Genomic DNA, 24,083 nt, shown 5'->3' on the forward strand with positions numbered 1-24,083 from the left:
GCGATGCTCTAGATTTTTGTTTTCGCATCGGATTTCCCGAAAACCGGTGCCCACTTTTCGGTCCGATGCTCCAGAGGACAAGACCATGGCCCGCTTTCTCAAACGGCGCGAGACGCTGCTCTTCCTGATCATCGCCGCGATGGTCGCCGCCTTCTCCACCCGCGCTGCCGGCTTTGCCAGCCCTGACAATCTCGGCCGGATCTTCAACGACACCGCGATCCTGATCATCCTGGCGCTGGCGCAGATGATGGTGATCCTGACCAAGGCCATCGATCTCTCCGTTGCCGCCAATCTGGCGCTGACCGGCATGGCGATCGCCATGATCAACGCGGCCTTTCCCGCCGTGCCCCTGCCCTTTCTCATTCTTGCGGCCATCGCGCTGGGCGCCGCGCTGGGCGCCGTCAACGGCTTCCTCGTCTGGCGGCTGGAAATTCCGCCCATCGTCGTCACGCTCGGCACGCTCACCATCTATCGCGGCATGGCCTTCGTGCTGTCAGGCGGCGCTTGGGTCAACGCGCATCAGATGACGCCCACCTTCCTCGACGTGCCGCGCGCCGTGGTGCTCGGCCTGCCGGTGCTGTCCTGGTGCGCCATCGCCGTGGTGGTCTTCATCGCCGCGCTGTTGCGCTACAGCCCCTTCGGCCGCGCGGCCTATGCGGCGGGCGGCAATCCGGTCGCCGCCGTCTATGCCGGCATCGATGTCGGACGCACGCGCTATCGCGCCTTCGTGCTCTCGGGCGCGCTGGCCGGGCTTTCGAGCTATCTCTGGGTGTCGCGCTATGCGGTCGCTTATGTCGATATCGCCAATGGCTTCGAGCTGGACAGCGTCGCCGCCTGCGTCATCGGCGGCGTGGCGATCGCTGGCGGCGTCGGCACGGTGATCGGCACCGTTCTCGGCGCGCTGTTCCTCGGCGTCATCAAGAATGCGCTGCCCGTCATCGGCATCTCGCCCTTCACCCAGATGGCGATCTCGGGCTCCGTCATCATCCTCGCCGTTCTCTTCAATGCCCGGCGCGAGCGCGCCCGCGGCCGCATCATCCTGCGCGACCGCGCCGCAGCACCCCGTGCACAGGAGGTTTCCGCATGACCACGCAGACGCCCGAAACCCGAAATCCGGCTCCGGCCGAAGGCTCTGCCCCGCGCCGCGCGATCCCCGACCGACTGGGCACGCCCTTTGCCCGCATCCTGCGCCGCTGGGAGGTGCTGCTGTTCGGCGTCGCTGTCGCGATCTTCATCGCCAACGCGTTGGCCTCTCCTTATTTCCTCAACATCTGGAACCTGTCGGACGCCACCTTCAACTTCACCGAAAAGGCGCTGATCGCTTTTGCCATGGCGCTTCTCGTCATCTCCGGCGAGATCGACCTCTCGGTCGCCGCCATCATCGCGCTTGCCTCTACGGCCATGGGGGCCGCGGCGCAGGCGGGCATCGGCACAGCAGGCCTGGTGGCGATCGGCCTTGGCGTCGGCCTTGGCTGCGGGCTGGTCAACGGCTTCCTGGTTTCGGTCATGCGTCTACCCTCGATCGTCGTCACCATCGGCACGATGAGCCTCTATCGCGGCATCTCCTATATCGTGCTCGGCGATCAGGCCTATGGCGGCTATCCCGAAAGCTTCGCCTTCTTCGGCCAGGGCTATGTGCTCGGCCCTATCTCCTTCGAATTCGCGCTGTTCGCCGTCGCCGCCATCCTCTTCTCGGTGCTGCTGCATGCCACCAATTTCGGCCGGCAGGTCTTCGTCATCGGCAACAATGATTTCGCCGCCCGCTTCTCCGGCATCCCGGTGGAGCGCGTGAAATTCATCCTGTTCCTGTTGACCGGGCTGATGAGCGGCATCGCCGCCATCTGCCTCACATCCCGCCTCGGCTCCACGCGGCCGTCGATCGCGCAGGGCTGGGAGCTGGAAGTGGTGACCATGGTGGTGCTCGGCGGCGTCTCCATTCTCGGCGGCGCCGGCACCATTGGCGGCGTGGTCATCGCCGCCTTCGTCATGGGCCTCGTCACCTTCGGCCTCGGGCTGCTCAACGTGCCCGGGATCGTCATGTCGATCTTCATCGGCCTTCTGCTGATCGTCACCATCGCGCTGCCGATCATCGCCGGCCGCATCAAAGCCATGGGCAAGTCATGAACACCGAGCTGCACGCCTTCACCATGAAACTGCATCCCGGCATGGAGGACGAGTATCGCCGCCGCCATGATGCGCTCTGGCCGGAGCTGGCCGCGCTTCTGCACGAGGCTGGCGTGCGCGACTATTCGATCCATCTCGACCGGGCGACCAACACGCTGTTCGGCGTGCTGACCCGGCCGAAGGATCACGGCATGGCCGCCTTGCCCGATCATCCCGTCATGAAACGCTGGTGGGCGCATATGGCCGATATCATGGAGACCAACCCCGACAACTCGCCCCTGCAGGGCGAACTCGTCACCCTGTTCCACCTGCCGTGACGCGCCTTGCCATGACCAAACCGGAGATGATCAAGCCGGACAGGACCCAGCCTGAAAGGACTACCCTCTTCTCCCGCATCGCCGTCATCGACATCGGCAAGACCAATGCCAAGCTGGTGGTTGTGGAGCGCGGCAGCGGCGCCGAGATCGCCGCCCGGCGCATGCCGAACCGGGTGCTGACGGACGGCCCCTATCCGCATTACGATACGGACGCGCTGTGGCGCTTCATTCTCGACGCGCTCGGGGCGCTCTTCCGCGAAACCGGCTTCGAGGCGATTTCCGTCACCACCCATGGGGCGGCGGCTGCCCTTCTCGATGCCGAGGGCGCGCTCGCTTTGCCCGTCCTCGATTACGAGCATGCTTATCCCCAGGAAATCCGGGCCGATTATGACCGTCTCAGGCCCGACTTTGCCGAGACCTTCTCGCCGCGCCTGCCGGGCGGGCTCAATCTCGGCGCGCAGCTGCATTATCAGAAGCGGAGCTTCCCGGACGACTTCGCTCGTGTCGAGCGCATCGTCACCTATGCGCAATATTGGGCGGGCCGGCTCACCGGCGTCTTCGCCACGGAGGTGACGTCGCTCGGCTGCCATACCGATCTCTGGCGCCCGCGCGAGGGCGGCTTTTCCAGCCTTGTCGACCGGCTGGCGCTTGGGGACCTCATCGCCGCGCCGCGCCCGGCCTTCGATGTGCTCGGGCCGGTCCTACCGGACATCGCGGCCGGGCTCGGCCTGCCCGGCTCCCTGCCCGTCTTCTGCGGCCTGCATGACAGCAACGCCTCGCTGCTGCCGCATCTTATGACGCGGGAGGGCGCCTTGTCGGTGGTGTCCACAGGCACCTGGGTGGTCAGCTTTGCCGTTGGCGGCGATCTCGACCATCTCGATCCCGCGCGCGACACGCTTGCCAATGTCGATGCGCTCGGCCGCGCCGTGCCCTCCGCCCGTTTCATGGGCGGGCGCGAATATGAGCGGCTGACGGCGGATCTTCCGCCCGTGTCCGCGCCCGAGATTGCCGCCGCCGTGCCGGGCCTGCTCGCGCGCGGGATCATGTACCTGCCCAATGCCGTGCCGGGCTCCGGCCCTTTCCCGAGGCGGCAAGGCGGCTGGCGCAGTGAGACGGGGGTGAGCGATGCCGAGCGGCATGCGGCCATTGCCCTCTATCTCGCGCTGATGACCGCCAGCGGCCTGGCGCTGCTCGGCCGGCGCGGGCCGATCCTGGTCGAAGGGCCGTTCTCGGCCAACGAGACCTATCTCGCCGCCCTCTCCGGCGTCACGGGGGCAGAGGTGCTGGCGCTGGGAAGTTCCACCGGCACCTCGGCAGGCGCGGCCTGCCTGGCGGGCGGCCCGGCCGTGCCGGCACAGGCCCGCGCGGTCGCCCCGCTGCCGATGGATGCCTATGCCGCAGCCTGGCGGGCCGCGACGCTTGTTTGAATGTGCGGATGTGGCCTGAACGGGCGGATCTGGCCTGAGCGGGCGGATTTTCCCGAAAAGCCGGTTCCGACCTTTCGCGCCGGTGCGTCATGTCTCGTCGCGCGCCTTGCGCGAAGGGGATGCGCGGAAGACGGCGGGCTGGATGTTCAGCCGCTGGAGCCGGGCATAAAGGCTGCGCCGTGGCAGCTTGAGCGCTTGCGCCACCGCATTGGCATCGCCCCCATGGTTTTGAAGCGCCTGGGTCAGCACGCTGGCCTCGAAGGCGTCCATCTGCTCCGCCAGGCCCAGCCGGCTCGAAAGCGCGGGCCGTTTGGCGGCAAGGCCGAGCGCGACCTGGGTGGCGTAATTGCGCAATTCGCGCACATTGCCGGGCCATTCGCCGGTCAAGAGGCAGGTCTCGATCGCCGCATCCATGGGCACGCTGGCCAGGCCGTAACGGCGCGCTGCATCCTCGAGGAAAACGTTGAACAGAAGCGCGATGTCACCGCGCCGCGCGCGCAGCGGCGGCACACTGACGCGGACCGTTTCGAGGTGATAGAGCAGATCCTCGCGAAAGCCGGTCGTCCCCTCGCCACCGGCAAGGGGCTTCTTGGTCGCGGCGATGATCCTGACATCGACGGGAACCATGCCGCCCGCCGGGCTCGGCATTTCGCGGTTTTCGGCAATGGCCAGCATCCGCCCCTGCATCAGCGGCGACATGGCCTCCGCCCCGTCCAGAAACAGCGTGCCGCGCTGCGCCTCGGCAATCTGGCCACGGCGCAGGCGGGTCCCGAACAGGGTGTCGTCGACCATCGCCTCGGTCACCGCGGCGCAATCGACGCGGATGAAAGGGCGTCCGCGCCGCGGACTTCCCTGATGCAGCAGCCTGGCGATCAGCTCCTTGCCCGTGCCGGTCTCGCCCTCGATCAGCACGTTGACGTCGGTATGGGCGATCCGCTGGATCATGTCGCGCAGCTGGACCATGGCCGGCGTCTGGCCCAGCAGCGGCGAGGCCTGCTCCGCCTCCAGCGCCGCCTGGCGCAGACGCCGATTTTCGACGACGAGACGCCGCGTTTCCAGCGCGCGTCTGACGGAGGCGATCAGATGGTCGGTCATGAAGGGCTTGGCCAGAAAATCGAAGGCGCCGCGCTTCAGCGCCGCCACCGCCATGGCAATATCGCCATGGCCCGTCATGAGGATCACGGGCAATTCCCGGTCGCGCGCAAGAATGGCCTCGAACAGATCATTGCCGTCGAGGCGGGGCATGCGAAGATCGGTGACGACGACGCCAGGCAGCGTGCCGGAGAGGCTGGCGAGCGCGGATTGCCCGTCCTCATGCAGCTCGACCTCCAGGCCGGCAATGGCGAAGGAATCGGCGAGCGCGGCGCGAAAGGCCGGGTTGTCGTCGACCAGCAGGATGCGATCCGGTGCGTTCTGCGTCATGCCGTCCTCATGGTCACGGTAAAGGCCGCGCCGCCAAGGGGCGAGGCGGTGATCTCCAGCGCGCCGCCGACATCGCGCATGATGTCCTCGGCGATGCCGAGACCCAGCCCGAGCCCATTGGGCTTGCCGGTGACGAAGGGCTGAAACACGTCCTTGCCCAGCGCAGGGTCGATGCCCGGCCCGTTATCGGCCACCATCAGGCGGATCGTCTCGTCGCGGCGCTCGACCGTCATCGCGATCCGCGCATCGGGCACGGCCTCGAGCGCATCCATGGCATTTTGCAGCAGATTGACCAGAACCTGCTCGAGCGCCACGCGCTTGCCGAGCACGCTCGGCTGGCCCGATGGCGGCCGGTCCAGACGGATGCCGGCCTTAGCGATCCGGTCCTCCATCAGCAGCATGGCGCCGGAGATGATGGCGTCGAGCGACTGGGGGCCGATCTTCTCCTCGCCCCGGCGGGCAAAGCCGCGCATCTCCTGCGTCAGCGTGCCGATGCGTTCCGTCATCGCGATCATGGTGCCGAGACTGTCGCGCACGCGCTCGCTGCGGCTGGCGGCGAGATGGTGCAGGGCATTTTCCGACAGCGTGCGGATGGTGGCCACGGGCTGGTTGATCTCATGCATCAGGCCGGCGGCGATGGAGCCGACCGAGGCCAGCCGGTTGGCCTGCGCCAGCTCCTCGCGCGCCTCGCGGTAGCGCTGATCGGCAAGCGCGCGATATCCCATTTCCTTGCGCAGCTGCCCCGTGCGCTCGGCCACGGCCTCCTCGAGCGCGCGCCGCTCGGCCGCCCGCCGGGCGGCGCGGTCAGCGCGCCACCAGAGCGCGAAACTGGCAAGCAGCAGAAGCGGCAGGATGGCAAGAGTGGCAAGCGCCGCGCGCCGATCGGCCGCCGCGCGCGCCGGGCCGCTGTCGAGGAGATGCAGCAGGCGCAGATCCGTGCCGGCAATGGGCAGCGAGGCATAGACCATGCGCGCGCCCTCGGCCGTGACGATGCGGTCCGGCCCCGCGAAACGATATTTGCCCTGCTCCAGCGCCGCATCGCCATATTGGCCGATCCGGTCGATCTGCTGGCGCACCGCGGCCGGCAGAGGCGCAAGGGTCGTCAGGATCTGATCCTCGTCCGGCGCGGCGAGAATAATGCCGTTGGCATCGACCACCAGCGTGCGGCCGGGATCGCTCGCCCAGCTCGCCGAGAGCGCGCCGAACTCATATTTGACGACGACGACGCCGGAGGCCGCCTCGCTCTCGCCGACGCGCCGCGCCAGGAACAGGCCGGCCCGGCGGGTGAGCAGGCCGGCGCCATAATATTCGGCCGCGCCGTCGCGCATCGCCTCGTTGAAATAGGGCCGAAAGCCGAAATCCTGGCCGACGAAGCTGGTTGGCTCGCGCAGATTGGAAGCGGACACGGCCACGCCATCGCGATTGATCAGATAGATATAGGAGGCGCCGGTCTCCCGCACGAGAAAGCCGAGCTTGTCGCTGAGGCGCGTCGCCGTCTCGCGGTCACGGTTCGACAGGGCATCGACCAGATCGCCATATTCGCCAAGCACGATCGGCATCAGGCGAAAGCGGGCGAGCTCGCTGTCGATCAGCCGGCCATGCTGGCGCGCCAGCGTCTCCGCCTCCCGCGCCAGACGCTCCGCCGCCTCACGGCGCGACCAGAGCGATGCCCCGCTCCAGACGAGCGCGGCAACAGCCAGGACAGGCAGCACGAGCAGCCAGATCTTCAAGCGGGACTTCGACAACATCTGTGCAGGATATTGCACAACGCGCCGCAACGCCATGCAGAAATCAGCACGACTTTTTGGCTCCATTGGCGTGAAACCTTAACAAAACCTTTGCTCGGCAATGACTTAGGCAAAATGTGGCAAAAGGTTCACAATTGACTCTCCGCTGCCGCACACTGCGGCCAATAGCACGCGCCGTCGGGAGGATGGCTCCAACAGCTTTCAGACTTCGGCCAGACGCCGGTCAGCAGCCATGGCCCCGGGGCAAGAGGCTGGCTGCCCGGGCGACGCCACGTCGATCCTGAGCCGCGCACACGCTATTGGTCCTGCCGGCAGAGGCTCGCAGGGCGCATCTGTGCAACCTGACCAGGGAGGGTCTGAGTGTGTCGATCGAGACTGTGAATACTGCATTCGATAGAGCCGCGATGAAGAAGGCTGATGCGCACGCGCCGGACCGCGGCAAGCGGTTGAAATCGATCATCGGCGGTTCGACTGGCAATCTCGTCGAATGGTTCGACTGGTATGTCTATGCCGCCTTTGCCCTGTATTTCGCACCGCATTTCTTTCCCGCCGGTGATCAGACCGCCCAGCTTCTGAACTCCGCCGCCGTCTTCGCCGTCGGCTTCGTCATGCGGCCCGTCGGCGCCTGGATCATGGGTCTTTATGCCGACCGTCATGGCCGCAAGTCCGGCCTGGCGCTGTCGGTGACGCTGATGTGCGCAGGCTCGCTGATCATCGCGCTGACGCCGGACTATCAGACGATCGGCGTGGCCGCGCCGGTGCTTCTCGTCATTGCCCGCCTGATGCAGGGCCTCTCGGTTGGCGGGGAATATGGCGCCTCCGCCACCTATCTCTCGGAAATGGCCGGCAAGGATCGCCGCGGCTTCTTCTCCTCCTTCCAATATGTCACGCTGATCTCAGGCCAGCTTCTGGCCATCGCCGTGCTGCTCATCCTCCAGAACGTGATGACCACCGAGGCGCTGAACGCCTGGGGATGGCGCATCCCCTTCTTCGTCGGCGCCGGCCTGGCTGTCGTGGTCTTCTGGCTGCGCCGTGGCCTTGCGGAAACCGAAAGCTTCAAGAACGTCAAGGCCGGCGACAAGCCGAAGTCGGGTTTCTGGCAGCTCCTGACCAAGCATCCGAAGGAGACCGCCATCGTCATGCTGCTGACCGCAGGCGGCACGCTGGCCTTCTATGCCTACTCGATCTACATGCAGAAATTCCTGGTCAACACTTCGGGCTTCTCGCGCGAGACCGCCAGCGAAATCAACGCCGTGACGCTGTTCGTCTTCATGCTGCTTCAGCCGATCGCCGGCGGGCTCTCGGACAGGATCGGCCGCAAGCCGCTGATGATCACCTTCGGCGTGCTGGGCGTGCTCTTCACCTATCCGATCTTCTCGGCCCTGGAACACACCAAGGATCCGCTGACCGCCGGTCTGCTGGTGATGGCAGCGTTGGTCATCGTCACGGGCTACACCTCGATCAACGCCGTGGTCAAAGCCGAGCTGTTTCCCGCCCATATCCGTGCTCTCGGCGTCGCGCTTCCCTATGCGCTGGCCAACACGCTGTTCGGCGGCACGGCCGAATTCGTCGCGCTGCAGTTCAAGAGCAGCGGCTGGGAGCAGGGCTTTTACTGGTATGTGACAGCGATGATCGCGATCTCGCTCGTGGTATACTTGTTCATGCGGGACACGAGCAAACAGAGCGAAATCCTCGAAGACTAGCGCATCGCCCCTGCGGCAGGCACCGGCCCTTCGGTTCAAGGGCCGGTGCCTGCCGTGTTCTGTTGCAGCACACCAGATCACCCGAGCGAAAAGAAGCCGGTTCCGCGCTTTCGACCTCCGCTGCATTTTCCCTGATGCCGGACGCTGCTGCCACCGCGTCGTTTCGATGAAACAGGTGGTATTATATGATTTATTGTCGGACAGACTCGGTTGCGGCCGACAGATTCTTCCGTTGAGCGAGCGCGCGATCTCACTGTCGGAGCCGAGCGGCCGGCAATCCTCGCGAGCGGCCGGCGCGCGACACATCCTTTCCCCCGTGAACACATCCGCTGCCTGAAGCCACGATGTGGGATGTCGCCCTGTCTGATGGCCCACGCCTCGTAGCCCTGGCCTGGCCGATCCGCGATCCTTCACGGCCTGCCCGACATAACGAGTTCTGCAGATTGACGCGTGTATTAATTTCAGAAACTGCAAGCATCATGAGCAAAAATAATAGTAGGGATACATCATAAATAAAGGTTCGCGCTCTATTACAATATCTTAATTCTCAATGCGGATAGTGTAGACAGTCCGTGCACAGCCGAGGGGGCTTGTCGAGTGCGAAACCTGAAAATTTCCCAGCAGCTGCTGATCCTGGTCGCAGGCCTGATTCTGGCCTTCGGCGTGGCGATGGGCCTGCAGCTGAAGACCTCGTCCGACTCGCTCTACAAGGAGCGCTATGAGATGCTGCGCACCGAGGTGGAAAGCGCCCTGTCCATTCTCCAGGTCTATTACAAGCGTCAGCAGGCCGGCGAGTTGAGCGAGGCGGACGCCAAGGCTCAGGCCTTCGCGATGTTGAACAGCATGAAATACAGCCCGGACGGCTATTTCTTCGGCTACGACTACGATGTGCGAATGATGTTCCACTTTGATCCCGCCAAGGTCGGCCAGGATCTGCGCAACAAGCCGGACCCGACAGGCAAGCTCTACCGGGAGGAACTGATCAAACTGGCGCGCGCGGGCGGCGGACGCACGGATTTCTATGGGCCGAAGCCTGGCGCCGACCCGAGCCAGCTCTTCCGCAAGAGCGCCTATGCCCAGGCCTTCGAGCCCTGGAAGGTGGTGGTGGTGACAGGTCTGTATCTCGACGACCTCGAAGCGCAGATGCACGAAATCACGATGAAGATGCTGGCGGCGGGCTTCGGCATCCTGCTCCTGGCCATGGCCGCCGCCCTCTATGTCATCCGCGGCATCACCAAGCCCCTGCAGGCGATCCATGATGCGCTGGGCGACGTGGCCGACGAGGACGTGAACCGCCCGATTCCGCATTCCGAAATGCGCAACGAGGTAGGACTGATGGCCAAGGCGACGCTGTCGCTGCAAAACAAGATCAAGGAGCGCAATGCGCTGGCCGCCAGCGAGGCGGAACATCGCGAGGTCGCCAACCAGGAGCGGCAGCGCAATCAGGACCAGCAGCGCGCCGATGCGGCCCTGCAGGCCCGCGTGGTCGCCACCATCGGCGAGACACTGGAAGGCTTGTCGCGCGGCGATCTCACCGTGCGCTGCGGCGATCTCGGCGAGCGCTATCAGGCGCTGCGCGAGAATTTCAACGGCGCGCTCGGCAAGCTCGAAAGCGCCATGATCCATGTCAGCGGGCGCGGCCGTGATATCGGCATCAGCAAGGAGGAGATCCGCAACGCCTCCAACGATCTGGCCCAGCGCACCGAGCGCCAGGCCGCAAGCCTGGAGGAAACCTCCGCCGCACTCGACGAGCTGAGCGTTACCGTGCGCCACACGGCGGAAGGCGCAGACGAAGCCGCCCGCAAGGTCAAGGCCGTCAGCGAGGAAGCCCGCCGCAGCGACACCATCGTCGCCCGTGCAATTGCGGCCATGTCCAGCATCGAAGGCTCGTCCGTCGAAATCGGCAAGATCATCGGCGTGATCGACGAGATCGCCTTCCAGACCAATCTTCTCGCCCTGAATGCCGGTGTCGAGGCGGCGCGGGCCGGCGAGAGCGGCAAGGGCTTCGCGGTGGTGGCGCAGGAGGTTCGCGAACTCGCACAGCGTTCGGCCGCCGCCGCCAAGGATATCAAGGTACAGATCGCCCGCTCGACCGGCGAAGTGGACGAAGGCGTGCGCCTGGTCGGCGAAGCCGGCGACGCCCTGAAGCGCATCGCCGGGCAGATCGACGACACGCGCAGCATCGTCCAGGCGATCGCCGACAGCGCCGGCGAGCAGAACACGACCCTGCGCGCCATCAGCGAAACGCTGAACCAGCTCGACACCGCCACCCAGCAAAACGCGGCCATGGCCGAGGAAACCACGGCCTCCGTTCAGGTTCTGGCCAATGACACGGAAGAACTGCTGCAGCTGATCGCCGCCTTCCGCGTCAACCGGCAGCTGGCGCCGGAAAGACAGCGAGACGACTGGCGCACTCCCTCCGCAAGAGGGACCAGAGCCGCCGCCTGAGAAGCCCGCGAGGGTGCCAGGGCGACACGCAGTCCCGGCATGACGTTTAAAAGCTTTGGGCCGAAAGGGAGAGCACCTCTCGGCCCGCTGATCTCCTGGCGCGTCAGAGCATCTGACTGAAAACAGTCTTCAATACGATGTTCTATCCCGCGCGCTTGCGATCAAGCACGCCGGCTTCGTCTGCGCCGGCCGCCTCCCATGCCTGATCGCCGACATAGCGCCAGGCCATCTGCCCCCGCTCGTTGAGCGCGAAGAGGTGCAGCCAGCCATTGTCGAACAGGGCGCGAACCTGCGGATGCTGCCGCAGGACATTGCCGATCGCCTCCTTCGGCGCCTCGATGGCGACGGTGAGCCGCAGCGGCTCATGCACGAAGCCGACCCCGTCATGCACCGACTGCCAGGGAAGGCCGGCGCGCAGATTGCCGCCATTGCCTTCGACCACGCCGATGCCGCCGACGACATTGTGCAGGAGCTTGTTGCCCGCGCCGAAGAGCGAGGGTGCCACCGTCGAGCCAAAATATTGCAGGCTGATCCAGCTGGCGACCACGACGGGCGCCGTCAGGATCAGTTCGAGCACCTTGAAGCCCTCGTCCTTGCGCCAGACATAATCATGCAGGAAGGCCTGGCCCTCCAGCGACCGGCCGGCCGTGCGCCCGCGCGGCGCGGCGATGAAGGCGCGGCAGCCGGCAAGCCCCAACTCGGGGCGCACCTGCGACCAGTCCCGGCTGCGCCCGGCGACATCGTCGCCGGAGGCAAGCGGCAGGCGCAGCGCCCTTTCCGCCCGCGCCAGCCGGCCGGCATTGTCCAGCCATTGCCGGATACGCGCGCGTTCGTCGGCGGCAAGGCCCTGCTCCAGATCCTCCTCGAACAGGGTGACCCCGTCGGTCGTGGTATCGTGCAGGCCGCCGAGGAAGACGGTCCCGGCCGGAATGTCGATGCCCTTCGCCCGCAGATGTTCGCGCACCGCCCGGTCGTTCAGCATGCCGGCGATCAGCCGCGCATTGACATCGCCGGCATGGCCCCCGCAGGCGCCGCAATGCAGCGCGCTGGCATAGGGGTTGTTCACCACATTGGCGCCATGGCCGGCGATCAGCACGATGCGGGCAAAGCCTTCGGTCAGCGACATGGCCCGCAGGATCCGCTCGGCCATCGCCGCCTGCGTTTCGATGTCGATGTCAGCCGCAAGGCGCGGCCGCGCCGCGTCCACCCCCTTCGCCTTTGCGGAACCCTTCCACAATCCCGCACCAAGGCCCAGGCCATCGCGCAGGATCTTGGCGGCATAGACCGGCCCGGCGGCCTCGACGAAGGCGAAGGAGGAGACGGCGGCGAGCTTGAACCGGCCCCAGGCCCGTGACGCCCGGGCGTTGAACCGCGCCTTGAGATCGGCATCGGCCTTGCCCTCCACGGCGCTGCAGCTGAAGACGGAGGGCTTCAGGAGAACCGGCAAGCGGTGTTCGGCCACGAAGGAGGCGAAGCCCTTATGGCTGGTGCCGAGGCCGAAGAAGCCGGCAAAGCCCAGCGTGCGGATGCCGGAATCGCTGCTTTCGAGCGCGCGCCGGAAAACCTCCGAGCGCACATCGATGCAGAAGGCCGCCTGCAGCAGCGGCTGGCGCGCCGCCTTCCCTTCCGCGACCGGAGTGGCCACCGCTGCGGCGGCCACCGGGGCGGCCAGCGTGGCGGCGAGCTGGCGCTGCGCCGCATGTTCGGCCGCCAGTTGCAGCACACTTGCGATCAGGATGTCCCGATCGGCCTGGACCGGCTCGGCATGCACCCGCCGCACCTTTTGCCAGGCGCTCTCGATGGCTACCTTGTGGCCGGCATAGAGCGCCTCCTCGAACACGAGGCGGATGGCGAGCAGGTCGAGCGCGGTGCTGTCCGTGCGCCCGTCCATCTCCGCCTTGAACTGCAGGTGGCGGGCGAACTGCGCCCAGCCGCCGAGCGACAGCAGCAGCTGATGGAAATAGGTGCCGGGCTCGGCCCCAAGACCAAGCGAGACGGCGGCGCGCGCAATCGCCGCGTCAGCGGTTTCGGGCGCTTCGGCCACGGTGATGCCGAAACCCTTGAGGCCGTGGATTTCCGGCGTCAGGTCATGGGTGGCGAAGGCACGCCAGGCCGCATAGAGCCCATTGTGCCGCGACGCGGCCCAGAGCGCCTGTCCTTCATCGAAGAAGCCGGCGGCAAAGCTGCCGATCCGCTCGCGCACCAGGCCCGGCCAGTCCTGTCCCGTCGCGCGGGCCGCGAGTTCGGCAATGGTCGGCAAGGCTTCGGCCGGCTGCGGCTCCTCGGCCAGCGCCGCCTTCAGCGCCGCCAGATCCATGCCGCCCGGGAGCGGGCTTGCCCGCAGGGCCGCCAGCAGGTCCTCGTCACGGATCTTGCCCTTTTCGACCCTCTCGGCATAGTGCCGCCGCGGCAGCGCCAGCCGAACGCCACTGATGCGGGCGAGCCGGGCGGCGGTGCGGTCCAGGCTCTCGTTCACCTGGCCGAGAAAGGGATTGACGGCAACGGTCGCCGTCAGCGGCCAGGCCGGCGGGATGGCGCGCACCGCCTGATCCGCGGCCTTTGCCAGCGTTTCTCCATGAAGCATATCGACAGCCATTCTCTCGGTCATGGGTCAGTCCTTTGCGGTATCAGCGGTTACGGCGGCGGTGCGCGGCAGCGTCCAGCCACCGAGCAGGCGATCGAAGAGGGCATTGACGTAAAGGCCATTGGCCAGATGCACCCGGAGCCCGGCGGCGGCCGGATGATGGCCCCAGAGCGGGAGGAGCGACTGCGCGATAGCGACCGCGCCGAAGCTGAGGATGGCCGTGAGCATCAGCGTCCATTCCAGCGGGCCGGGCTCGGGCGTTGGCGGAAGCGTGCCGATCATCAGCGCATCGGCAATGCGCTGCAGGGCGAAATAGGTGGTGGCGGCCGTGATCGCATAGAGCGCGGTGCGCCAGGTGAGCGCCCAGGGGGCGGCATCGGCAAGGCCCTGCGCAATCAGATAGGCCACGCCGAAGATCAGGATCGCCCCCAGCGCCAGCGCCTGCGGCGGCTTGTCGGCAAAGCCGAAGAGGAGGCCGATCACCGCATAAATGGCGAGCGCCAGCAGGAAGGCGCGCCCGACCGCCCGGGCATTCGGAATGGCGATCGGGCCCGGGCGCTTGATTGCGGCAATGGTTTCGATCGCCGTGCCGGAAGCCAGGAAGGCATGGGCCTTGTAGAGCGAATGGGCGACGATGTGCAGCAGCGCGATCGGGAAGAGCGCCAGGCCGCATTGCAGGATCATGAAGCCCATCTGCGCGACGGTGGACCAGGCAAGCGAGGTCTTGACCGCCGGCTGGGTGAGCATGACCAGGCTGGCGAACAGCGCGGTGAAGCCGCCGACCATCACCAGAACCGCCAGCACCACCGGCGCCTGCAGCATGACATCGGCAAAGCGGATCAGCAGGAAGCCGCCCGCATTGACCACGCCCGCATGCAGCAGGGCCGACACCGGCGTCGGCGTTTCCATCACTTCGGTCAGCCAGCCATGGGTCGGAAACTGGGCGGACTTCAACAGCGCCACGAGGGCGAGCAGCGCCGCGGCAACCGTTACGGCCGGCAGACCCTCACCGGCGCGCGCCGCCGCGAGGATGGTGGCGATATCGCCGGTGCCGTACACCTTGGCGAGCAGGAGGACGGCGCCGATCAGGGCGACATCGCCGATCCGCGACACGATTCGCTTCTTGCGCGCGGCCCGCTGCGCGGCGATCCGCTCGGGATAGAACAGCAGCAGCTGGTGCAAAAGCCGGCTCGTCAGCAGCCAGCCGATGACGAATTGCAACAGCGTGCCGGACTGGACCAGCAGCAGCACGGCTGCGAGCGTCGCCGTCATCCAGCCGGTAAAGGGCCCCTGCCTCTGCTCGCCATCCAGGAAGGTGCCGGCATAGCGCAACACCGCCCAGCCGATGAAGGACACGAGCAGCAGCATGACCAGGCTGACGGCATCGAGCCGGGAGGAAAGCGCGAGCATGCCGAAGCCGATCGGGACGCTCGTTCCCGGCCCGTGCAGCGCCAGCACCAGGCCGGACAGCAGGGCGACGAGAAATGCGGCGAGAGCGGCGCCTTCGGCCACTTGAATGGCACGGCGCGGGCGAAGCCCGGGCCCGCGGAAGGCGAAGAGTGAGGCGCCGGCAAGCAGCAGCGGCGCGAGAAGCGGCAGGGAGTAGAGCACGGGACGTCTCCGGTCTGGGCGGCTGCGCGGGAGGCGCGCAGTCTGCCGGGTCAGCGGGATGGAAGCGGTGTCACAGACCTGTTACCAGCCGCCGGAGAATGATAAAAATTCATTGTTTTGCGAAATACGTTCTATAAAATAGAAGAATGACCGAGCTGAACTATCACCATCTGCGCTATTTTCGCGCCGTCGCCCATGATGGAAACCTGACGCGCACGGCCGAGCGGCTGAACCTGTCCCAGTCGGCTTTGTCCATTCAGATCAAACAGTTGGAGGAGCGGCTTGGCCATGCGCTGTTCGAGCGCCGCGGTCGCAAGCTCTATCTGACCGAGGCCGGCCGGATCGCGCTCGACCGGGCCGATACGATCTTTTCCGCCGGCGAGGAACTGGTGGAGACGCTGAAGGAAACCGGCAAGGCGCGGCGCGCCATCCGCATCGGCGCGCTCGCCACGCTCTCGCGCAATTTCCAGATCGAATTCCTGCGCCCGCTTCTCGGGCGCGCCGATGTCGACATGATCCTGCGCTCCGGCAGCACGGCGGAGTTGCTGCGCGCGCTGGAAACGCTGAACCTCGACATCGTGCTTTTGAACCAGGCGCCGATGGCCGATTCGGTGACGCCGCTGATCACCCAGCCCGTCTACCAGCAGCGCGTGAGCCTGATCGGCAGGCCGGATTATGGCCGCCCGGGCGCCGGGCTCGCCGAGCTTCTGGCCGAACACCCCGTCATCCTGCCGACGCTCGAAAGCGGCGTACGCGCCCAGTTCGAGGCCCTCGTCGCCAGGCTCGGACTGACGCCGCAGATCGCCGCGGAGGTGGACGACATGGCGATGATGCGTCTCCTCACGCGCGAGGGCGCGGGCCTCGCGGTGCTGCCGCCAATCGTGGTGAAGGGCGAGCTGGAGGCCGGCACGCTGGTGGAGTTCGACGCCCTACCGGGCATGATGGAATTCTTCCATGCGGTCACCATCAAGCGCCGCTTCCCCAACCCGCTAATCGCACCGCTTCTGCGGCAATGGGGATAAGGCATCGGGCTGTCTTAGCGTGTTAGTGTAAGACGCGAAGCTTGGTCAAGCCTTTGAGCCAGCACCTGTTTGCCCTTGCTGATGGGAAAGGCAGGGTGTGGAGAGAAACAGGCGCTCGGCCAGGAAATCCACCAGAACGCGGACCTTTGGCGACAGATGCCGGCTCGACGGCCAGATCAGGTTGAACTGGCTGGGCGCGTCGAGATGATCGAGGAGCACGGGCACGAGGTCGCCGGCCAGAACGGGCGCCTCCGCCAGAAAATCCGGCATGCAGCCGATGCCGAGATCGCGCAGCACCGCGCCGCGCAGCGCCTCCATGTTGTTGCAGGTGAGCACATAGCGCAGGCGCGGCTCCGGCTCGCCTTCGGGTCGGCGCAGCGGCCAGGTCTGGATCTTGCCGCTGTTGGGATAGCGAAATCCGATGCTGCAATGGTTCGCCAGGTCGCGCGGGCAGCGCGGCGTGCCGTGGCGGGCGAGATAGGCGGGCGTGGCCATGAGCAGCAGGCGGAAGGGCCTGAGCGTGCGCACCATCAGCCGGCTATCCGGCAATTGCCCGCTGCGAATCGCGACATCCACCCCCTCCTCGATCAGGTCGACAATGCGGTCGGTAAAGTCGAGATCGAGCGTGATCTCCGGATAGCGCTCCATGAAAGCCGGCAAGATCGGCAGCAAGAGGTAATAGGCGATGATCGGGCAGGAGAGACGGAGCGGCCCGCGCGGCGCTTCGCGGGTGCGCAGCAGGCTCTCCTGCGCATCGTCGAGATCGTCGAGGATGCGCCGGCAGCGCTCGTGAAAATCGCGCCCCTCCTCCGTCAGGCGCAGGCTGCGGGTCGTTCTCTGGATCAACTGCACGGACAGCTGGCTTTCAAGCCGGCTCACCGCCTTGCCAACCGCCGAGGGCGACAGCCCCAGCACGCGCCCCGCAGCGGCGAAGCTGCCGAGTTCGGCCGTGCGGACGAAAGCGGAAAGGCCGGTCAGACGATCCATAGCGACGTCCCATTCAAGCGTTTTATTCCGGATTGATCGGATAGATGCCGATCTTATCGCTTATTCAAGCGCTAATATAGTGCTGGGGCAACGGCTTGGTCCGTTATTGCATCATCCTCGCTCCTGCGGAGGGCATTTCATGCCAGCAAAACCCCCTGTGCGCGCCACCCGCGCGCATCCCTATCTTGCCCTGCTTTCCGTCTGCCTCGCGGCGGCGGCCATGCCGCTCACCTTCACCGGCACGGCCGTCGCCCTGCCCTCGATCGCCGGAACGCTTGGGGCCGGTCCCGTCGCCACGGCCTGGGTCACCAATGCTTTCATGCTCACCTTCGGCTCAGCGCTGATGGCCTCGGGCGCGCTCGCCGACAGCCTCGGCCGCCGCCGCGTCTTCCTGTTCGGCGCCGGAAGCTTCGCGCTCTTTTCCCTCGCTCTGACGGTGGCGCCCGACATTCTCCTTTTCGACCTCCTGCGCGGTGGCCAGGGTCTCGCGGCGGCCGCGGCCTATGCCGGCGGGGCTGCGGCGCTTGCGCAGGAATTCGACGGACCGGCGCGCCTGCGCGCTTTCAGCGTCGTCGGAACGAGCTTCGGCGTCGGGCTGTCGCTGGGGCCGGTCGCCTCCGGCGCGATGATCGAAAGCTTCGGCTGGCGCAGCATCTTCCTCGCCGTCGTGTTCCTGACCACGCTCGCTTTCCTGATCGGCCGGCTGGTCCTGAAGGAGAGCCGCGATCCGGCCGCGCGGGGACTGGACTGGCCGGGGGCTGCGGCCTTCACCGCCATGCTGGCGCTGTTCACCTATGGCATGCTGCTGGTGCCCGAGCGGAGCTGGGGCGATGGTCTGGTTCTCGGCCTGCTGCTGGCTGCGGCCCTGTGCTTTGCCCTGTTCATCGGCATCGAGCGGACGGTGGCGCGGCCGATGCTCGATCTCTCGCTGTTTCGCTATCGCCGCTTCGTCGGCGTGCAGTTGCTGGCCGCCGCGCCGGCCTATGGCTTCGTGGTTCTGCTGATCCTGCTGCCGCTGCGGTTCGTCGGCATCGAAGGCATGAGCGCCGTGGCGGGCGGCGGGCTGATGATCGCGCTCTCGGCGCCGCTCCTCGTGCTGCCGATCGTCGCGGGCTGGCTTGCGCGGTGGCTGCGTCCGGCAACGCTGTGCGGCGGCGGACTGATTGTCACCGCTGCAGGCCTTGTCTGGCTTGCCGCCCTGCCGCCCGGCACACCGCCAGCCGTGCTTGCCCTGCCCATGCTCGTGATCGGCACGGGCATCAGCCTGCCCTGGGGCCTGATGGATGGTCTTGCCATCGGCGTGGTGCCGAAGGAACGCGCCGGCATGGCCATGGGCATTTTCTCCACCGTGCGCGTCGCGGGCGAAGGCGTGGCGCTTGCCGTGGTCGGCGCCATCCTGTCGCTGCTGATCACCGGCCGCATCCAGGCTGCCGGACTGCCCGGACAGCCGCAGGTGGCCGGCCAGAGCCTCGCCATCGGCGACCTGAAGGGCGCAATGGCCGCCCTGCCCGGCGCAGATCCGGCCGAGATCCTCACGCTCTATGGCGCGGCCTTCTCCTGGCTGCTGCTGCTGCTGGCCGCCATCACCACGCTGACCGCTCTCGTCGTCTTCCTGTCGCTGGGCGAGGCGGCGGAGAGGGAGGAAAGCGTCGCCTCCGGCGCCGGCCATTGACCATCGCCGTCACCGGGCCAGCCGGCGAGGCCAAAGGCAGCACGACACGCGCCGCCCGGGCATTTCCTGTCCCGGCGGCGCGGCCTGCTGCGCGGCAAGGCGCGCTCAGAGATCCTTCGCCAGCCGCAGGGCGTCGTAGATCGCGGCATGGGTGTTGCGGGCGGCCACGGCGTCGCCGATGCGGAAGAGCTGGTAGCGTCCCTCGGGATTGCGCGCCACCGTCTGCGGCGCGCCTGCGATCAGCGCGTCATAGGAGACTTCGCCCAGATTGCGCGAGGCCGGCTTCAGCTCGAAATAGAGCTCGTCCAGCGGGATCGTGCCGTGATTGACGACGATCTGGTCGACGAGGCGCTGCTTGGACACGCCGCCATAATCGCTGCCGACATGAGCGACGATCTGGTTGCCGCTCTTCTCGGCCGCTTCCAGCCGGTAAGTCACGGTAAAGGTGGTGTCGAGCTTCTGCAGCGCGCGCATATAGGGCACGAGGTTCATCGCCATCACCTCCGGCGCGAAGGCGCGGTCAGGCGTCATGATCTCCACCTTGCCGCCGGCCTTGGCGATCACTTCGGCCGCCTGCAACCCGGCATGGTCGCCGGCATCGTCATAGACGAGCACATTGGTGCCCGGCTTCACATCGCCGGAGAGAATGTCCCAGGACGAGATGACGAGATCGTTGCCCGCGCTGAGCACCTCTGTATGCGGCAGGCCGCCCGTGGCGATGATGACGACATCGGGCGCTTCCGCCAGGATCGTCCCGGCTTCGGCCCAGCTGTTGAAATGGAAGGTGACGCCCAGCTTTTCGCACTGGCTCATGCGCCAGTCGATAATGCCGATCATCTCGCGCCGGCGCTCGCTCTGGGCGGTGAGGCGGATCTGGCCGCCGGGGTCGCTCGCCGCCTCGAACACGACGACTTCATGCCCGCGCTCGGCACTGACGCGCGCGGCCTCAAGTCCCGCCGGGCCGGCCCCGACGATCACCACCTTCCTGCGCACGTCGGCCTTGGGGATAGCGTGCGGCATCGTTTCCTCGCGGCCCGTCGCGGCATTGTGGATGCAGAAGGCAAGGCCTCCCTGGTAGATGCGGTCCAGACAGTAATTGGCGCCGACGCAGGGGCGGATGTCGTCCTCGCGCTTTTCCATGATCTTGCGCACGATATGCGGGTCGGTCATGTGCGCGCGCGTCATGCCGATCATGTCCACCTTGCCGGCGGCGATCGCATGGCGGGCGGTGGCGACGTCCTGGATCTTGGCGGCATGGAAGATGGGGAAGCGGGTGGCGGCGCGGATCTCGCCGGCGAAATCCAGATGCGGCGCGCTGGCCATGCCCTGGATCGGGATCACGTCGGTCAAGCCGGGATCGGTGTCGATATGGCCGCGAATGACGTTGAGATAGTCGATCAGCCCGCTTTCCTTCAGGCGGCGGGAGATTTCCAGGCCATCGGCCTTGTCCGTCCCGCCGGGAAGACATTCATCCGCCGTGTAGCGCACGCCGAGGATGAAGTCGTCGCCCACCCGTGCGCGCATCGCCTTGAACACGTCGAAACAGAAGCGCAGGCGATTGTCGAGCGAGCCGCCATAGGGGCCGTCCAGCTCGTTGGTCAGCGGCGAGGCGAATTGATCGATCAGATGGCCATAGGCCTCCAGCTCGACGCCATCCATGCCGCCCGCCTTCATGCGCTCGGCCGCATCGGCGAAGTCCTTGATGATGCGCTCGATGTCCCAGTCTTCCAGCTTCTTGGGAAAGGCGCGATGGGCGGCTTCGCGGTGATGCGACGGCGCCAGCACGGGCAGCCAGTCGCCCTTGTCCCAGCGCGTGCGGCGGCCGAGATGGGTGAGCTGGATCATGATCGCCGAACCCGCCTCGTGGACGGCATCGGTCATCTCGCGGATCCACGGAACGATCTCGTCCTTGTAGGCCAGCAGGTTGTTGAACACAGGCGGGCTGTCCTTCGACACGGCGGCGGAGCCGGCCGTCATCGTCAGTGCAACGCCACCGCGCGCGCGCTCCACCGTATAGGCCCGATAGCGCCCCTTCGGCATGCCGTCTTCCGGGTAGGCCGGCTCGTGCGAGGTGACGATGATGCGGTTGCGCAGCGTCAGATGCTTGAGCTGAAAGGGCTGAAGCAGGGGATCGTTCGACATGACCAGGGCTCCGGTGCGGGGATGTCGGCCGAGGCTAGGGAGAATGTACATAAGTGTCAACATCGAAGACATCCGTGTCTCTGTTGACGACAGGGATGAACATTTCTGCTTGTCAGCCCCCCCAATGCCGGTTACGCATGGAGACATGGAGCAGGCTGCAGCGGACACCGGATGGCGCGGATCTCAGGAGGGCTGGCTCGACGCCGCCTATGAGGCGCTTCTCGAGTCCGGCATCGACGCGGTGAAGATCCTGCCGCTCGCCAAGCGGCTGAAGCTGTCGCGCACCAGCTTCTACTGGTTCTTCAAGAACCGGGAGGAGCTTCTGGACGCGCTGCTGGCGCGCTGGCGGGACAAGAACACCGGCAATCTGGTGAAGCAGACCGAGGCCTATGCCGAAACCGTGGTCGAGGCGATGCTCAACCTGTTCGATTGCTGGCTCGACAGGGCGCTGTTCGACTCGCCCTTCGAGTTTGCGGTGCGCAGCTGGGCATTGCAGTCGCCACCGATTCTCGCCGAAGTCCAGGCGGCCGATCAGAGTCGCATGGAGGCCATTGCGCGCATGCTGATGCGCTTCGGTTTCGATGAAAGTGCCGCAGACGTGCGTGCGCGGACGACTTATCTCGTGCAAATCGGATATATTTCGATGCAGTCACAAGAAAATGTCGCTTTGAGAATGAGGCGCATCCCCGAATATATTGCAATTTACACTGGCCAGATACCGCAGAGGCGGGAGCTCGATCGCTTTTACGCACGCCATGGATATCAACCGGAGTGAGCATCAATTGCGGCAGAAGGACGATCTGAAGATTGGGGTGATCGGCGGCGCCGGCTGGCTCGGCGCAGCCATTGCGGCAGCCCTGATCGAGGCTGAGGTCGTCACGCCCGATCGTCTGACCCTTTCCTATCGCAGCACCCGCTCAGACGCAGTCCCCGGCGCTTTCTGGACGACGGACAACCAGGAACTGGCCGATCGCTCAGATATTCTCCTGCTGTGCGTGCGCCCTGCCGACTGGGCCGGTCTTCACGTGGACGCCAGCGGCAAGCTGGTGCTCTCCGTCATGGCGGGCATCGGGCTCGCGGCGCTCGCCCAACGGCACGGCACCGCGCGCGTGGTGCGCACCCTGCCCAATGCCGCCGTCACGGTGCGCAAATCCTACACACCCTGGCTGGCCGCGCCCGCCGTCGGCGAGGCGGACCGCGCCATCATCCGGCGCATTTTCGATGCCTGCGGCACCCAGGACGAGGTGCGCAGCGAAGCCGAGATCGATTATCTGACCGGACTGACCGGCTCCGGACCGGCCTTTCCCGCCCTGCTGGCCGAAGCCATGATGCTGGATGCCATCGACAGGGGCTTTGATCGCGACGTCGCCCGCCGCGCGGTGAATGCCGTTCTGATCGGCACCGGCCGACTCCTGGAGCGCCAGGACGACTGTCCTTCCGACACGGTCCGCACCTTCCTCGACTATCGCGGCACCACCGCCGCCGCGATCGAGGCGATGACGTCATCCGGCCTGCGCGCCGCCGTCGCAAACGGCCTGGCTGCAGCCCATGAAAAATCGGTCCGCTTGGGAGAACCGTCCTAGCGCCCGCCACAGGCGGGATCAGCGGCGCCCCGCCCGGACCAGGCCAAGCTTGGTCAGACTGCCGCAAAAACAGAGGGAACGACAATGAAGAGACTGCTCGCATCGACCTGCCTTCTTCTTGGGACCATCGCAGGCTCGGCCATCGCCAATGCCGCCGAATGTGGCCATGTCACGATTGCCAGCATGAACTGGCAGAGCGCGGAGGTCCTCTCCAATCTCGACAAGTTCATTCTCAACGAAGGCTATGGCTGCGACGCCGAAATCACCATCGGCGATACTGTTCCCACCATCACCTCCATGGCTGAAAAGGGCCAGCCCGACATCGCGCCGGAAGCCTGGGTCGATCTCCTGCCTGACGTCGTCAAGAAGGGCACCGACGAGGGCCGGATCGTCAAGGCCGGCTCGCCGCTTCCCGATGGCGGCGTCCAGGGCTGGTGGATCCCGAAATATCTCGCCGACGCTCATCCAGACATCAAGACCATCCCGGACCTCTTGAAGCATCCCGACCTGATCAAGGACCCGGAAGATCCGAGCAAGGGCGCCGTCTATAACGGCCCGCAGGGCTGGGGCGGCACGGTGGTGACCACGCAGCTCTTCAAGGCCTTCGGCGCGGAAAAGGCCGGCTGGACGCTGGTCGACACCGGTTCCGCCGCCGGCCTCGACGGCTCGATCGCCAAGGCCTATGAGCGCAAGGCCGGCTGGGTCGGCTATTACTGGGCCCCGACGGCGCTGCTCGGCAAGTATGAGATGGTGCAGCTCCAGGCCGGCGTTCCCTATGACGCCGCGGAATGGAAGCGCTGCATCACCGTGGCCTCCTGCACCGATCCCAAGCCGAGCGCTTGGCCGGTCGACACGATCGCCACACTGGTCGCAAAGCCCTTCTCCGAGAAGGTCGCCCCCGAGGTCATGACCTACCTCAACAAGCGCGCCTGGAGCAACCAGACCGTCGGCAAACTGATGGCCTGGATGACCGACAACCAAGCGAGCGGCGAAGACAGCGCCAAGCACTTCCTGAAGGAAAACAAGGACATCTGGAAGGCCTGGGTTTCGCCTGAGGCCGCCGCCAAGATCGAGGCCGCACTCTAACAGTCTGTCCCATAATCGCCGTTGGCCGGCTGCAAGTCTTGAACAGACTGTCAGGCCTTGCGCAATCCCGTGCCCGTCCTTGCGGGCACGGGCGACCCGAATGCTCCTGGCCCTCTGCATCCCTCGCTCTTCGATCGACTGTCGAGCCAGGCCGGGATGAAAGGGGGTGCTGCAAGGCTGCGGGCAACAAATCGGGGGATCAGGCAA

General features: G+C 66.2%; 17 protein-coding genes. 11 read left to right on the plus strand and 6 right to left on the minus strand.

Annotated elements, in window-relative coordinates; all coding sequences use genetic code 11:
* Positions 1-85 precede the first annotated feature (85 nt).
* The 4 genes from BJF92_RS21975 to BJF92_RS21990 are packed head-to-tail and all read left to right on the plus strand — an operon-like array spanning position 86 to position 3,868.
* Positions 86-1,087: an ABC transporter permease gene (locus BJF92_RS21975; protein WP_075636874.1), complete on the plus strand. Its 1,002-nt coding sequence runs from the start codon at positions 86-88 to the stop codon at positions 1,085-1,087.
* Entirely contained in the window at positions 1,084-2,124 is a 1,041-nt protein-coding gene (locus BJF92_RS21980; protein ID WP_075636875.1) for an ABC transporter permease, read from the plus strand. The genes BJF92_RS21975 and BJF92_RS21980 overlap by 4 nt, the downstream gene beginning before the upstream one ends.
* Positions 2,121-2,441, plus strand: a complete 321-nt coding sequence (gene rhaM, locus BJF92_RS21985; protein ID WP_075636876.1) for an L-rhamnose mutarotase — start codon at positions 2,121-2,123, stop codon at positions 2,439-2,441. Before BJF92_RS21980 ends, rhaM begins: the two co-directional genes overlap by 4 nt.
* A gap of 11 nt (positions 2,442-2,452) precedes the next feature.
* Positions 2,453-3,868, plus strand: coding sequence for an FGGY-family carbohydrate kinase (locus BJF92_RS21990; protein ID WP_245294859.1), 1,416 nt, complete (start codon positions 2,453-2,455; stop codon positions 3,866-3,868).
* Between the two features lie 87 nt (positions 3,869-3,955).
* Here BJF92_RS21990 and BJF92_RS21995 read toward each other — a convergent pair whose 3' ends face one another.
* Positions 3,956-5,290 (minus strand): sigma-54-dependent transcriptional regulator, encoded by a 1,335-nt coding sequence (locus BJF92_RS21995; protein ID WP_075636877.1) that lies wholly within the window; start codon positions 5,288-5,290, stop codon positions 3,956-3,958.
* Complete coding sequence (locus tag BJF92_RS22000) at positions 5,287-7,020, minus strand: sensor histidine kinase (protein ID WP_245294860.1); 1,734 nt, start codon at positions 7,018-7,020, stop codon at positions 5,287-5,289. Before BJF92_RS22000 ends, BJF92_RS21995 begins: the two co-directional genes overlap by 4 nt.
* Before the next feature lie 422 nt (positions 7,021-7,442).
* Here BJF92_RS22000 and BJF92_RS22005 point away from each other — a divergent pair, with 422 nt between their 5' ends.
* Both BJF92_RS22005 and BJF92_RS22010 read left to right on the plus strand, forming a co-directional pair.
* Positions 7,443-8,741 carry an MFS transporter gene (locus BJF92_RS22005; RefSeq protein ID WP_075636878.1) on the plus strand — a complete coding sequence of 433 codons (1,299 nt, stop codon included), beginning with the start codon at positions 7,443-7,445 and terminating at the stop codon, positions 8,739-8,741.
* Positions 8,742-9,338: 597 nt separating this feature from the next.
* Positions 9,339-11,189 carry a methyl-accepting chemotaxis protein gene (locus tag BJF92_RS22010; RefSeq protein ID WP_075636879.1) on the plus strand — a complete coding sequence of 617 codons (1,851 nt, stop codon included), beginning with the start codon at positions 9,339-9,341 and terminating at the stop codon, positions 11,187-11,189.
* A gap of 142 nt (positions 11,190-11,331) precedes the next feature.
* Here BJF92_RS22010 and BJF92_RS22015 read toward each other — a convergent pair whose 3' ends face one another.
* Entirely contained in the window at positions 11,332-13,797 is a 2,466-nt protein-coding gene (locus tag BJF92_RS22015; RefSeq protein ID WP_075636880.1) for a YbcC family protein, read from the minus strand.
* Positions 13,798-13,800: 3 nt separating this feature from the next.
* The gene (locus tag BJF92_RS22020) at positions 13,801-15,384 is read right to left on the minus strand and encodes a proton-conducting transporter transmembrane domain-containing protein (protein ID WP_075636881.1); all 1,584 of its coding nucleotides are present in this window, start codon (positions 15,382-15,384) and stop codon (positions 13,801-13,803) included.
* Positions 15,385-15,530: 146 nt separating this feature from the next.
* On the opposite strand from BJF92_RS22020, the gene BJF92_RS22025 reads away from it, so the two are divergent.
* Positions 15,531-16,406: a LysR family transcriptional regulator gene (locus tag BJF92_RS22025; protein WP_075636882.1), complete on the plus strand. Its 876-nt coding sequence runs from the start codon at positions 15,531-15,533 to the stop codon at positions 16,404-16,406.
* Positions 16,407-16,451: 45 nt separating this feature from the next.
* Here BJF92_RS22025 and BJF92_RS22030 read toward each other — a convergent pair whose 3' ends face one another.
* Entirely contained in the window at positions 16,452-17,393 is a 942-nt protein-coding gene (locus tag BJF92_RS22030; RefSeq protein WP_075636883.1) for a LysR family transcriptional regulator, read from the minus strand.
* 139 nt (positions 17,394-17,532) lie between these two features.
* Here BJF92_RS22030 and BJF92_RS22035 point away from each other — a divergent pair, with 139 nt between their 5' ends.
* Complete coding sequence (locus BJF92_RS22035; RefSeq protein ID WP_075636884.1) at positions 17,533-19,065, plus strand: MFS transporter; 1,533 nt, start codon at positions 17,533-17,535, stop codon at positions 19,063-19,065.
* Between the two features lie 105 nt (positions 19,066-19,170).
* Here the strand turns inward: BJF92_RS22035 and BJF92_RS22040 are convergent, their stop codons facing one another.
* Positions 19,171-21,207, minus strand: coding sequence for an NADH:flavin oxidoreductase (locus BJF92_RS22040; protein WP_075636885.1), 2,037 nt, complete (start codon positions 21,205-21,207; stop codon positions 19,171-19,173).
* A 145-nt stretch (positions 21,208-21,352) separates the two neighbouring features.
* On the opposite strand from BJF92_RS22040, the gene BJF92_RS22045 reads away from it, so the two are divergent.
* The 3 genes from BJF92_RS22045 to BJF92_RS22055 all read left to right on the plus strand — a co-directional run bounded on the left by BJF92_RS22045 (position 21,353) and on the right by BJF92_RS22055 (position 23,876).
* Positions 21,353-21,982, plus strand: a complete 630-nt coding sequence (locus BJF92_RS22045) for a TetR/AcrR family transcriptional regulator (protein WP_075636886.1) — start codon at positions 21,353-21,355, stop codon at positions 21,980-21,982.
* Positions 21,963-22,790 (plus strand): pyrroline-5-carboxylate reductase family protein, encoded by an 828-nt coding sequence (locus tag BJF92_RS22050; protein ID WP_075636887.1) that lies wholly within the window; start codon positions 21,963-21,965, stop codon positions 22,788-22,790. Before BJF92_RS22045 ends, BJF92_RS22050 begins: the two co-directional genes overlap by 20 nt.
* Positions 22,791-22,874: 84 nt before the next feature.
* A complete protein-coding gene (locus BJF92_RS22055) occupies positions 22,875-23,876 on the plus strand; it encodes an ABC transporter substrate-binding protein (RefSeq protein WP_075636888.1) in 1,002 nt (333 codons plus the stop codon).
* The last annotated feature ends 207 nt before the right edge of the window (positions 23,877-24,083 follow it).

It is taken from the genome of Xaviernesmea rhizosphaerae (genome assembly GCF_001938945.1).
Lineage (GTDB): Bacteria > Pseudomonadota > Alphaproteobacteria > Rhizobiales > Rhizobiaceae > Xaviernesmea > Xaviernesmea rhizosphaerae.

Bases quoted from the DNA above. Each gene is read 5' to 3' on its own strand.
- BJF92_RS21975 (WP_075636874.1), top strand. From the start codon at position 86: ATGGCCCGCTTTCTCAAACGGCGCGAGACGCTGCTCTTCCTGATCATC.
- BJF92_RS21980 (WP_075636875.1), top strand. From the start codon at position 1,084: ATGACCACGCAGACGCCCGAAACCCGAAATCCGGCTCCGGCCGAAGGC.
- rhaM (WP_075636876.1), top strand. From the start codon at position 2,121: ATGAACACCGAGCTGCACGCCTTCACCATGAAACTGCATCCCGGCATG.
- BJF92_RS21990 (WP_245294859.1), top strand. From the start codon at position 2,453: ATGACCAAACCGGAGATGATCAAGCCGGACAGGACCCAGCCTGAAAGG.
- BJF92_RS21995 (WP_075636877.1), bottom strand. From the start codon at position 5,290: ATGACGCAGAACGCACCGGATCGCATCCTGCTGGTCGACGACAACCCG.
- BJF92_RS22005 (WP_075636878.1), top strand. From the start codon at position 7,443: ATGAAGAAGGCTGATGCGCACGCGCCGGACCGCGGCAAGCGGTTGAAA.
- BJF92_RS22015 (WP_075636880.1), bottom strand. From the start codon at position 13,797: ATGACCGAGAGAATGGCTGTCGATATGCTTCATGGAGAAACGCTGGCA.
- BJF92_RS22025 (WP_075636882.1), top strand. From the start codon at position 15,531: ATGACCGAGCTGAACTATCACCATCTGCGCTATTTTCGCGCCGTCGCC.
- BJF92_RS22030 (WP_075636883.1), bottom strand. From the start codon at position 17,393: ATGGATCGTCTGACCGGCCTTTCCGCTTTCGTCCGCACGGCCGAACTC.
- BJF92_RS22035 (WP_075636884.1), top strand. From the start codon at position 17,533: ATGCCAGCAAAACCCCCTGTGCGCGCCACCCGCGCGCATCCCTATCTT.
- BJF92_RS22040 (WP_075636885.1), bottom strand. From the start codon at position 21,207: ATGTCGAACGATCCCCTGCTTCAGCCCTTTCAGCTCAAGCATCTGACG.
- BJF92_RS22045 (WP_075636886.1), top strand. From the start codon at position 21,353: ATGGAGCAGGCTGCAGCGGACACCGGATGGCGCGGATCTCAGGAGGGC.
- BJF92_RS22050 (WP_075636887.1), top strand. From the start codon at position 21,963: ATGGATATCAACCGGAGTGAGCATCAATTGCGGCAGAAGGACGATCTG.
- BJF92_RS22055 (WP_075636888.1), top strand. From the start codon at position 22,875: ATGAAGAGACTGCTCGCATCGACCTGCCTTCTTCTTGGGACCATCGCA.